We start from the raw sequence: 10,223 nt of genomic DNA on the forward strand, positions 1-10,223 counted from the left end.
CCCCCCCCCCACCCCCGCGCCGGCGGCCGGGGGACCGCTGCCCGGTCCCCCGACCGCCACCCTTCGTCCGCCCCCGGCGGGGTCGCACGGCCGTACGGCTATCGTGCACGGGTGCACGAGGCGGCCCGGGACCCCGGGCAGGGCACGTGAGGGGAGCTCCAGGTGATCGGACGGGCGCTGAACGGGCGTTACGAACTCGTCGAGATGCTCGGCGTCGGCGGCATGGCCACCGTCTGGCGCGGCGTGGACCGCGTGCTGGGTCGCCAGGTGGCCGTGAAGGTCCTCAACGGGGGCCTCGCCGACGACCCCCGCTTCGCCGAGCGCTTCAGCCGGGAGGCGCAGCACGCGGCCATGCTGGTGCACCCGCGGATCGTCATGGTCTTCGACTCGGGTGTGGACCAGGGCACCCCGTTCATCGTCATGGAGCTGGTCAGCGGCCGTTCGCTGGCGGCCGTGCTGGCGCAGCAGCCCACCCTGCCGGTGGAACGGGCCGTGGGCATCGCGGCGGCGGTCTGCGAGGCGCTGGCGGTCGCGCACGCGGCCGGGCTGGTGCACCGGGACATCAAGCCCGGGAACATCATGATCACTGACGACGGTGGGGTGAAGGTCGTCGACTTCGGCATCGCCCGGGCCGGCTCCTCCAGCAACCTGACGCAGACCGCCAGCGTGCTCGGTACGGCCGCCTACCTCTCGCCCGAGCAGGCCACCGCCTCGGCGCTGGACGGGCGGACCGACCTGTACGCGGTCGGCTGCGTGCTCACCGAGATGCTCACCGGCGCGACCCCGTTCACCGCCGAGAGCCCGGTGGCGATCGCCTTCAAACACGTCAGCGAGCAGCCCGTGCCGCCGTCCGCGCGGCGCCCCGGCCTGCCACCCGCCCTGGATGCGACGGTGCTGCGGCTGCTCGCCAAGGACCCGGCCGGCCGGCCGGCCGACGCCTCCGCGGCGCGGGCCGAACTGCTCGCCACCGTACCGGGGCTGGTGGTGGGCGACCCGACGGCCGAACTCCTCGCGACCACCGCGGCGGCCACCCAGCTGCTCCCGCCGGTGGTGCCCGCCGCGTCGCCGTACCCCGGCGGGCCGCCGCCGCACCCGGACCAGCAGCACACCACCCTGCTGCCGCCGCAGCCCCCGGCCGCCACTTCGGTGATGGCGCCGATCCCGGTCGGGCCCCCGGCCGCGGTCGGGTCTCCGGGCCCGGCCGGGTCGCCGGCTCCCGCTTCGGCGCCGGCCCGCGGCAGCCGACGCAAGCCCCTGGTGTTCGGCGCGCTGGGCGTGGCGGGCCTGGCCGGCGTGACCGCCCTGGCCCTGACCGCCTTCGACGAGCCGGCGGGCAACGCCGCGGCCGCCAAGCCGAGCACGGTCGCCACCTCGTCGGCCGCGAAGCCCGTCACCGGCCCGCCGCCCGCCGCGAGCGCCGGCTCCACAGCCCCGGCGACGCCGTCGGGGGCCCCGGTGCCCACCCAGGCCGTCCCGCGCAACCAGCCCGCGGCGCTGCAGCTCCAGTCCTTCCGCCAGGCCGTCGCCCAGGCCCAGGTCGGCAAGGACCGGGACCACCAGGCGGAGCTGCTGAGGATCCTCGACGCCGCGTCAGCCCACCTCAACGAGGGGGATCCGGACGCCGCCGCGCAGGAGCTCAAGGGCGCCCAGAAGGTGATCAAGGACATGGGCAAGCGGCACGCCATCGACCCGCTGACCAGTGCCAACTGGAACGCCCGCCTCTCGGCCCTGTTCACCACCCTGCACACCGCCGCGGACCTCCAGGACGACTGACGTCCCCTCGCCGTCCCCTCGCCGGCCTTTCGTCGGCACCCCTTGCCGACGCCCGGCTGACGGTGCGCCAGAATGGGCCCGTGCTGACGATCGGTTCCCTCGTTCTCGGTGTCTCCGACCTGCCGCGCGCGGTCGCCTTCTGGACGGCGGCCCTCGGCTACGTGCCGCGCGGCGGCCTGGTCGAGGAGGACTGGACGGTCCTGGTGCCCGCCGACGGCGGTGGCGGTGTGCAGCTCGCCCTCGGTCTGAGCGCGTCCCCGGTCCAGGAGCGCCCGCGGGTCCACCTCGACCTCTACGCCAGGGACGCCGCCGACCAGGCCGCCGAGGTCGAGCGCCTGGTCGCCCTGGGCGCCGCGCGGGTCGACTGGGAGCTGTACCCGCAGGACCCCGACTTCGTCGTCCTCGCCGACCCGGAGGGCAACCGCTTCTGCGTCATCGACACGTCCCGCGGGTGACACAGGGTTGTCCACACCCTGTGGACAACCCTGTGTGTCGACGCCCGCTCAGTCCGGTTTGCGGATCCGCCGTTCCACGCTGCTGCGGACCGCCCGGGACGCCGTCCCGGCGGCCGCCGCCAGGAACACGAAGTTGTAGAGGATCTGTACGACCACCACGAACCGTGCCGTCTGCCCCGCCGGCGTGATGTCCCCGTACCCCACCGTCGCCATCGTCACGACCGTGAAGTACAGGGCGTCCAGCCGTGTCTCCAGCCCGGCGAACTCCGACTTGTGGGCGCCCATCGCGTAGTACGTGGCCGAGAAGATGGTTGCCGTCAGCCCGATCAGGAACACCAGCCACACCACCGGCCGCTTCGCCGTTCCCCGCATCACTCCGATGATCTTGGCGAGCATCAGCCAGGTCATCCCGGCGAGTGCGGCCACGAAGGCGGCCCAGCTCAGGACCGGCCGGCGGTCGCCGAGCCACCCGAGCGGCAGCGTGAAGTACCCGACCATCAGCAGGGTGAATGCCAGCAGCAGCCAGCACCAGGCCCTCACGTCGGCGGGCGGCGGCGAGTTCTCGGACATCTCGCCAAGCCTGTGCCGAGGGGGCCCGGGACGCCCGCCCGTCTGCGCCGTCCGGACGAATCCGGCCGTCCGGGCCCCGACCGCCGGACCGCCGGGCCCCGACTGCCGGGGCGCAGGCAGCGCGGGCCGGGCCCGGAACGCCGGAAACCCCCCGGTGGGCTCACCAGGGGGTTTCCGGAGGAAGGGGAGAGGCTCAGGCGGTCGTCTCGGGCCGCTTCGTCTCGGTCGCCTTGGTCACGTTGGTCGGCGTGACGGCCGGGCGGTCCGCGCTCTGCTGGGGAGCGGCGGTGCTCTGCGCGGTGCCGGCGTCCGCCGGGGGCTCGTCCTCGCGCATGGCCTTCGTCTCGGCCTTCAGGATGCGCATGGACTTGCCCAGGCCGCGTGCCATCTCCGGCAGCTTCTTCGAACCGAACAGCAGGATGACGACCGCCAGCACCACGAAGATGTGCCAGGGCTCAAGACCGTTCCGCAGCATCCCTGGCCACCGGTCCCTTCTTGTCTAGAGTCATGGCGGGCTAGCGCCCGTGCTGGCCAGTATGCCTGGCCCTCACGGCGAACGGATACACCGGCCGGGAAACGCTGGCCAAAAACCAGGTGCCGCTCCAGCGGATCGCGAGACCGGGGACGGCCCCCGACTCCGGGAACGGCCCCCGACTCCGGGGGCGGGTGGCGGCGTCCGGCTCCGCGCCCGCCCCCGGAGCGATCAGTAGACGAACGGGACGAGTCGCTTGGACGTCCGGCGGTACGTCGCGTACCCGCCGCCGAGCGAGTCCAGCAGCAGCCGCTCCTCGGCGGCGATCCGCCAGCCGTACGCGGTGAGCAGCAGTGCCGCGACCACCAGGGCGGCGGCCCAGCTGCCGGTACCGGCGGCGTAGCCGGTCCAGACCAGCAGGCTGCCGGCGTAACCGGGGTGGCGGATCAGCCGGTACGGGCCGGTGCTGACGACGTGCTGGGCGTCCACGGTGCGCAGCGTACGGGTGTAGTACGCGCCCAGGGTGCGCATGCCCCAGGCCCGCAGTGCCAGCCCGGCGGCGGCCAGCGCCACGCCGAACCAGCCCGCCCAGCCGGGCAGTCGGCCGATCGAGGCGCGGTCGGACACCACCACGACCAGCGTCGACAGCAGGTAGCAGCCGAGCAGCAGGCGGGTCGATCCGCGGTCGCGGCGGTCCGCGTGCCAGGAACCGGCGGCGGCGTCCTCGCGCCGGCGCAGCAGCAGCTCGTAGGCGGCCCAGCACAGGACGCCGAGGAGGGAGAGGAGGGCGGTCAGGGACATGCGGCGGCTCCCGGCGGTCGGAGGGACCCCTCCACGGTCCTCCCGGCGGGTGGCCGGAACACGCACCCGGGGGTGGACGTACCGCGGTCCACCCCCGGGTGGACCGTCACCGGGCCGCCGGCCGCCTCCTCCAGGACCACCTCCGGCAGCGCCCGGTCGGCAGCCGTGCCCCCGCCCCGGCCCGGCGGCCCGCCCGGGCGCCCGCCTCGCGCGGACGGGCCGCGGACGGCGGAGAGCCCCCGCCCTGGGGTGGGCGGGGGCTCTCGATGACTCGCGTGGATCGGGCCGGTTTTCGGTCAGGCGGTGACGGGCTCGGACTCGGGGGTCGGGGCCGGGGCGGCGGCCGGGAGGTGGCGCAGCAGGCGGTAGGCGAGGAGCGCGGCGCCGAGGGCGAGGACCCCGCCGACGCCGGCGGCGACGTGCAGGCCGTCGGTGAAGGCGGTGCGGGTGGTCTCCAGCAGGTCGGCGCCGAGCCGGCCGGGCAGCTGGGCGGCGACGGTGACCGCGCCGCCGAGGGTGTCCTGGGCGGTCCGGGCGGCCTCGCCGTCGAGGCCGGCCGGGAGGGCGCCGTCCAGCCGGTGGTGGTAGACGGCGGCGCCCGCCGCGCCGAGCAGGGCGATGCCGAGCGAGCTGCCGAGTTCGACGGCGGTCTCCGAGGTGGCGGAGGCGGCGCCGGCCTGCTCGACCGGGGCGGCGGAGACGACCATCTCGGCGGTCATCGTCATGGTGCCGACGGTGCCGGCGGCCAGCACGCCCGCCGCGGTGAGGATGAGTGCCAGCGGGGAGTGCGGGCCGACCTGCGTCATCATCGCGAAGCCGGCCGCGCCGATCAGGAACCCGCCGCCCATCAACACCGCCGGGCGGACCTTGCCGGCCAGCGCCGAGCTGATCCCGACCGCCGCGCCGACGCCCACGCTCGGCACCAGCGACCAGAGCGAGGCCGTCAGCGGGCTCATGCCCTTGACCAGCTGCAGGTACTGCGAGGTGAAGAGGGCGAAGCCCATCATGGCGAACATCGCGACGGTGTTGACGCTGATCGCGCCGCTGAAGGTGCGGATCCGGAACAGGCTCAGGTCGAGCAGCGGGTTCGCGGCGGTGCGCTGGCGCCACACGAAGGCGGCGGCGAACAGCAGGCCCGCCGGGACGGCGATGGCGGGGAGCGTGCTCCAGCCCTCGACGGCGATGGTCTTGACGCCGTAGACGAGCGGCAGGATCGCGGCGAGCGAGAGCGCGGCGCCGAGCAGGTCGAAGCGGCCGTCGGGGGTCCTTCCGGCCGAAGGCCGGGCGGTGGCGCGGTACTCGGGGAGCAGGGCGGGCGCGGTCAGCAGTACCAGGGCCATCACCGGGACGGCGAGCAGGAAGGCCGAGCCCCACCAGTAGTGGTCGAGCAGCAGGCCGCCGGCGACCGGGCCGAGGGTGGCCCCGGCGGTGAGGATGCCGCCCCAGGCACCGAGGGCGATCTGGCGCTGCTTGGGGTCGTGGAACATGGTGCGGATCAGCGCGAGGGTCGAGGGCATCACGGTGGCCCCGGCGGCGCCGAGCAGGGCGCGGGCCGCGATCAGCTGGTTCGCGTCGTGCGACCAGGCGGCCAGCAGCGAGGCGCCGATGAAGCCGGTGGCGCCGATCATCAGCAGCCGGCGGCGGCCGATCCGGTCGCCCAGCGCGCCCATCGTGATGAGCAGCCCGGCCAGCAGGAACGAGTACATGTCCATGATCCACAGCTGCTGGGTGCCGCTGGGCGCCAGCGTGGTGGAGATGAACGGGACGGCGAAGAAGAGCACGCCCATGTCCATGGAGAGGACGAGGGTCGGGAGCAGGAGGACGGCCAGGCCGATCCATTCGCGGCGGCCTGCGCGGCCGGTGGTTGCGGTCATGGGGAAGACAGTACGGATGTGTCAGACGCTTGTCTAGTACACATGTGTAAATCGAGCGTGCAAGACGATCGTGCAAGACATCTGTGCAGACCTTCCGTAGGATCAGGGGCATGGGAAACCGCGAAGACCTGATGGCCGGCGCCAAGCGCTGCCTGTACGAGAAGGGCTACGGGCGCACCACCGCCCGCGACATCGCCACCGCCTCCGGTGTCAGCCTGGCCGCGATCGGCTACCACTTCGGATCGAAGGACGCGCTGCTCAACGCGGCGATGATCGAGGCGATCGGTGAGATGGCGGCCTCCCTGGGCGCGGTCGTGGTCGCCGCCAACCAGGTGTCGGAGGACCCGGAGGAGCGCTTCGCCGCCGTCTGGGACGGACTCCGGGACGTCTTCGTCGAGCACCGCGGGCTGTGGGCCGCCCAGTTCGAGGCGCTCGCGCAGGCCGCGCACGCCCCCGAACTGGCGCAGGCCTTCGCGGGGGCGCAGAAGGAGGGGCGGCTGGGGCTCGCCGCCCTGTTCCAGGGGCTGCCCGAGGTGGCGGAGACCGAGGAGGAACTCGCCCGCGGCGCCTTCTACCAGACCCTGCTGGCCGGTTACGTCGCCCAGTGGCTGGCCGCGCCCGAACTCGCCCCCAGCGGGAAGGACTTCCTGCGGGGCCTGCGACTGGTCAGCGGCAGCGTGCTGAACGCCGGCTGAACGGCCCCCGGTGCGCCGCCGTCAGGACGTGACGGCGGTCAGCAGCACCACCGAGTCGACGTGGGCCAGCAGCCCGTGCCGCTCCTGCGGGACGGGCTCCAGCCGGCCGGCCGACAGCTCCAGGCGCCGGCCGGCGATGGTCAGCGAGACCCGGCCGCGCAGCACCTGGACGCTCCCGGCGGTGGGCGGGACGTGCTCGTCCAGCGCCGTCCCGGCGGTCAGCGCGATCACGGTCTGCCGCAGCACCCCGTCGTGCAGCACCAGGTGGGCGCTGCGACCGTGCGGGCTCTCCGCCGCGAGGGCCGCGTGCTCCACGGCGAGCTGTTCCAGATCGGGCATCGCGCCGCCTCCTCGCTCCGTGTGCCCAGGGTCGCGGACCTCCCGGCGTCCCGCACCCGGAGGCGCTCGACGTGCAGCCCGCGCCGACTGCGCTCATCGTGGAGGCATGGCGACCAACGAGAACTTCTTCAGTGGATTCCAGGTCAACCGATCGCTGCTGGCCGGCGGCGTGGTGCTCACCGGCATCGGTGCGGTGCTCGGTGCGGCCGGGACGGTGATGGTGTGCGCGGCGCTGGCCACGGCCGGCCGCAACTGGGTACGGGGCATGGACGCCCCGCCGACCGCGATCGCCCACCGGGCGCTGCGCGGGGCGAAGGTGGCGTCCGCCGCGGGCTGGGACGCCTGGCGCACCGAGCAGGCCTCGCCCAACTGACCGCCGGTACCGGCACGGCGGGCCGCCATGGGCGTGCGGCCCGCCGCCGGTCCACCCCGCCTACAGCCCCATGGACTTGGCGATGATGCTGCGCATGACCTCGCTGGTGCCGCCGTAGATCCGGAACACCCGGTTGTCGGTGTAGAGGCGGGCGATCGGGTACTCCAGGATGTAGCCGTAACCACCGTGCAGCTGCAGGCACTTGTCGATCACGGTGGAGGCCGACTCGGTGCAGAACAGCTTCGCCGCGGCCGCGTCGGCCACGGTCAGCTCGCCGCTCTGGTACAGCTCCAGCGCGCGGTCCACCATGGACTGCTGCGCCACCACCTGGGCCTCGCAGTCGGCCAGCGTGAACTTGGTGTTCTGGAACTCGGCCACGGCCTTGCCGAACACCTTGCGGTCCTTGACGTACTGCACCGCGAACCGCACCGCCGCCGCGGACGCCGCGTACGCGCCGACGGCGATGGCCAGGCGCTCCTGCACCAGGTTGTGGGTCAGGTAGGCGAAGGCCCGGCCCTCCTCGCCGAGCAGGTCCTCCACCGGCACCCGGACGTCGCTGAACGCCAGCTCGGCGGTGTCCGAGGTGCGCAGGCCGATCTTCTGCAGCTTGCGGCCGACGGTGTAGCCCGCGGAGGCGGTGTCCACGCAGAGGATGGACAGGCCGGCCCGGCGGTTCTCCGGGTCGTACGGGGCGGTGCGGCAGACCACCAGGACCAGGTCGGCCAGCACGCCGCCGGTGATGAAGGTCTTGGCGCCGTTCAGGACGTAGTGGGTGCCGTCCTCGGACAGCCGCGCGGTGGTGGTGATGCCCGCGAGGTCGGAGCCGGCGCCGGGCTCGGTCATCGCGATCGCCGTCATGATGTCGCCGGAGACGAAGCCGGGCAGCCAGCGCCGCTTCTGCTCCTCGTTCGCGTACTCCAGCAGGTACGGCAGCACCAGCCCGGTGTGCACCCCGGAGGAGCCGAAGCTCACGCCCGCCCGGGCGGTCTCCTCGGCGATCACCGCCTGGTACTTGAAGCCGCTCTCGCCCGCGCCGCCGTACTCCTCGGGCACCTCGATGCCGTAGACGCCGAGTTCGCCGAGCTGCCGGTAGAAGTCGCGCGGCGGGTGGCCCTCGGCCTCCCAGCCCTCGTAGACCGGGACGACCTCGTTGGCGATGAAGTCCCGGATGGTCTCCCGGAAGGCCTCGTGGTCCTCGGTGAACACGGTGCGGCGCACGGCGGCGCTCCCTTCGACGGTGCCGGCCGGAGCTGCCGGCGGGGCGGAACGTACCAGGTGATGGCCTCACAAGTTAATCCCGGGTAGCTTCGGCTGTCCAGGGTCGACAGGCGTGCGGCACACGGTCGGCGGGGGTGCCAAGTGAATCCTTGCTAGCCTTCGGGAGACGCCCGGCCGGGACCGGGCGGATACCGGCCGACGCTCGGTGGGCGCCCGGTGGGTGCCCGGCCGACCGGGTGCTCGGCCGCGATCGGCCGACCGGGAACCCGGCCGACGAGCGACGGGCCGGGAGGGAGGCGCGCCATGGTGGTCCGACGGCCGCCCGGGCGGCGTGCCCAGATCCTCGCCGTGGCCGCCGACCGCTTCCACCGCAGCGGCTACCACCAGGTCTCGATGACCGAGGTCGCCGCCGGGGTCGGCATCACCGCCCCCGCGCTCTACCGGCACTTCCGCGGCAAGCCCGAACTCCTCGACCGGGCGGTCCGGCTGGGACTGGACGACCTCGCCGTCGGGCTGCGCGGGGCCCGTACCGGCGAGGAGCTCGGCGCCGTGCTGGCCGCCGTCGCGGTCGGACACCGCCCGCTCGGCACCCTGGTGCAGCGCGACGCCCGGCTGCTGCCGCCGGCCCGGCGGGCCGCGCTGCGCCGCGAACTGCGCGCGGACGTCGCGCTGATGACCGCCGTGCTGACTGTCGAACGCCCGGAACTCGCCACGGAGGACGCCGAGTTGCTCTGCTGGTCGGCGCTCTCGGCCTGCGCCGGACTGTCCTACCAGTCGGCCGCTCCGCAGCCCCGCCGCGCCGGGGCGCTGCTGCGCGAGCTGGTGGCGGCCGTCCTCGCCGTCCCGCTGGACGGCACGGACACCGGGCCCGCGGCCGGACCGCTGCCGACGCCCGTGCCGGTGCCGGAACCCGCGCCGCGGGTGCCGGTGCCGGAACCCGCGCCGCGGGCGCGCCGGGAGGAACTGCTCGCGGCCGCCGTCCGGCTGTTCCACCAGCGCGGCTTCGACAACGTCAGCACCGACCAGCTCGGCGCCGCCGTCGGCATCTCCGGTCCCAGCGTGTACCGGCACTTCGACAGCAAGGCCCAGCTGCTCGCCGCCTCGCTGGTGCGCAGCCGCGACCTGCTCCGGCACGAGGTGGACGGCGCGATCGCGGCCGCCGACGGGCCCCGGGCGGCGCTGTCGGCCGGGCTGGACGCCTACGTCGGGTTCGCGCTGCGCAACGGCGACTACCTGGGCGCGATGCTCAGCGAGACGGAGCGGCTGCCCCCGCCCGACCGGCGGGCCGCGGTGGAGTTCCGGCGGGACTTCCTGCGCACCTGGGTCGGCCTGGTGCGGCAGGTGCGTCCGGACTGCGACGCGGTGGCCGCCCGGATCCGGGTGCACGCGCTGTTCTCCCTGGTCAACGACGGGGTGCGGAACCGTCCGCACAGCGCCCGGCCGGACCTCGGGGACTGCCTGCTGCGCCTCGGCCGGGCTGTGTCGGGACTCTCCTGAGGCACGGCCCCGGGGCGCGGACGCCGGGGCACGGACGCCGGGGAGCGGGTCAGGACACGGCGCGGGGGGGGGGGGCCCCCCCCCCCGGGGCGGGGGGGGGCCCCCCCCCCCCCGGGCGCGGCCCCCCCCCCCCCCCCATATAAGACGGGGGGGGGT

11 protein-coding genes are annotated in these 10,223 nt (G+C 74.6%); 5 read left to right on the plus strand and 6 right to left on the minus strand.

Annotated elements, in window-relative coordinates; all coding sequences use genetic code 11:
* Window positions 1–162: 162 nt before the first annotated feature.
* Window positions 163–1,773 (plus strand): protein kinase, encoded by a 1,611-nt coding sequence (locus tag ACFV0O_RS40815; protein ID WP_380349942.1) that lies wholly within the window; start codon window positions 163–165, stop codon window positions 1,771–1,773.
* A gap of 80 nt (window positions 1,774–1,853) precedes the next feature.
* Complete coding sequence (locus ACFV0O_RS40820) at window positions 1,854–2,228, plus strand: VOC family protein (RefSeq protein WP_380349944.1); 375 nt, start codon at window positions 1,854–1,856, stop codon at window positions 2,226–2,228.
* Between the two features lie 48 nt (window positions 2,229–2,276).
* On the opposite strand, the gene ACFV0O_RS40825 is transcribed toward ACFV0O_RS40820, so the two are convergent.
* From ACFV0O_RS40825 to ACFV0O_RS40840, 4 genes are all read right to left on the minus strand, one after another.
* Window positions 2,277–2,798, minus strand: a complete 522-nt coding sequence (locus ACFV0O_RS40825; RefSeq protein ID WP_380349947.1) for an ion channel — start codon at window positions 2,796–2,798, stop codon at window positions 2,277–2,279.
* A gap of 193 nt (window positions 2,799–2,991) precedes the next feature.
* Window positions 2,992–3,273 (minus strand): Sec-independent protein translocase subunit TatA, encoded by a 282-nt coding sequence (gene tatA, locus ACFV0O_RS40830; protein ID WP_360252599.1) that lies wholly within the window; start codon window positions 3,271–3,273, stop codon window positions 2,992–2,994.
* A gap of 228 nt (window positions 3,274–3,501) precedes the next feature.
* Window positions 3,502–4,071, minus strand: coding sequence for a methyltransferase (locus ACFV0O_RS40835; protein ID WP_380349951.1), 570 nt, complete (start codon window positions 4,069–4,071; stop codon window positions 3,502–3,504).
* A 296-nt stretch (window positions 4,072–4,367) separates the two neighbouring features.
* Window positions 4,368–5,945 (minus strand): MFS transporter, encoded by a 1,578-nt coding sequence (locus ACFV0O_RS40840; protein ID WP_380349954.1) that lies wholly within the window; start codon window positions 5,943–5,945, stop codon window positions 4,368–4,370.
* 110 nt (window positions 5,946–6,055) lie between these two features.
* Here ACFV0O_RS40840 and ACFV0O_RS40845 point away from each other — a divergent pair, with 110 nt between their 5' ends.
* Entirely contained in the window at window positions 6,056–6,640 is a 585-nt protein-coding gene (locus tag ACFV0O_RS40845) for a TetR/AcrR family transcriptional regulator (protein WP_360252608.1), read from the plus strand.
* A 21-nt stretch (window positions 6,641–6,661) separates the two neighbouring features.
* Here ACFV0O_RS40845 and ACFV0O_RS40850 read toward each other — a convergent pair whose 3' ends face one another.
* The gene (locus tag ACFV0O_RS40850; protein WP_380349958.1) at window positions 6,662–6,979 is read right to left on the minus strand and encodes a cupin; all 318 of its coding nucleotides are present in this window, start codon (window positions 6,977–6,979) and stop codon (window positions 6,662–6,664) included.
* A 106-nt stretch (window positions 6,980–7,085) separates the two neighbouring features.
* Between ACFV0O_RS40850 and ACFV0O_RS40855 the strand changes: the two genes are divergently transcribed.
* On the plus strand, window positions 7,086–7,352 hold the full coding sequence (locus ACFV0O_RS40855) for a hypothetical protein (RefSeq protein ID WP_360252614.1): 267 nt from the start codon (window positions 7,086–7,088) through the stop codon (window positions 7,350–7,352).
* Between the two features lie 60 nt (window positions 7,353–7,412).
* Here ACFV0O_RS40855 and ACFV0O_RS40860 read toward each other — a convergent pair whose 3' ends face one another.
* On the minus strand, window positions 7,413–8,570 hold the full coding sequence (locus ACFV0O_RS40860; protein WP_380349961.1) for an acyl-CoA dehydrogenase family protein: 1,158 nt from the start codon (window positions 8,568–8,570) through the stop codon (window positions 7,413–7,415).
* A gap of 303 nt (window positions 8,571–8,873) precedes the next feature.
* Between ACFV0O_RS40860 and ACFV0O_RS40865 the strand changes: the two genes are divergently transcribed.
* Window positions 8,874–10,067, plus strand: a complete 1,194-nt coding sequence (locus ACFV0O_RS40865; RefSeq protein WP_380349964.1) for a TetR family transcriptional regulator — start codon at window positions 8,874–8,876, stop codon at window positions 10,065–10,067.
* Window positions 10,068–10,223: the final 156 nt, after the last annotated feature.

This window comes from Kitasatospora sp. NPDC059577 (assembly GCF_042735475.1).
Lineage (GTDB): Bacteria > Actinomycetota > Actinomycetes > Streptomycetales > Streptomycetaceae > Kitasatospora.

What these genes read in the sequence shown, in the direction of transcription:
- ACFV0O_RS40825 (WP_380349947.1), bottom strand. Translation starts at nt 2,798, where the DNA reads ATGTCCGAGAACTCGCCGCCGCCCGCCGACGTGAGGGCCTGGTGCTGG.
- tatA (WP_360252599.1), bottom strand. Translation starts at nt 3,273, where the DNA reads ATGCTGCGGAACGGTCTTGAGCCCTGGCACATCTTCGTGGTGCTGGCG.
- ACFV0O_RS40835 (WP_380349951.1), bottom strand. Translation starts at nt 4,071, where the DNA reads ATGTCCCTGACCGCCCTCCTCTCCCTCCTCGGCGTCCTGTGCTGGGCC.
- ACFV0O_RS40840 (WP_380349954.1), bottom strand. Translation starts at nt 5,945, where the DNA reads ATGACCGCAACCACCGGCCGCGCAGGCCGCCGCGAATGGATCGGCCTG.
- ACFV0O_RS40845 (WP_360252608.1), top strand. Translation starts at nt 6,056, where the DNA reads ATGGGAAACCGCGAAGACCTGATGGCCGGCGCCAAGCGCTGCCTGTAC.
- ACFV0O_RS40850 (WP_380349958.1), bottom strand. Translation starts at nt 6,979, where the DNA reads ATGCCCGATCTGGAACAGCTCGCCGTGGAGCACGCGGCCCTCGCGGCG.
- ACFV0O_RS40855 (WP_360252614.1), top strand. Translation starts at nt 7,086, where the DNA reads ATGGCGACCAACGAGAACTTCTTCAGTGGATTCCAGGTCAACCGATCG.
- ACFV0O_RS40865 (WP_380349964.1), top strand. Translation starts at nt 8,874, where the DNA reads ATGGTGGTCCGACGGCCGCCCGGGCGGCGTGCCCAGATCCTCGCCGTG.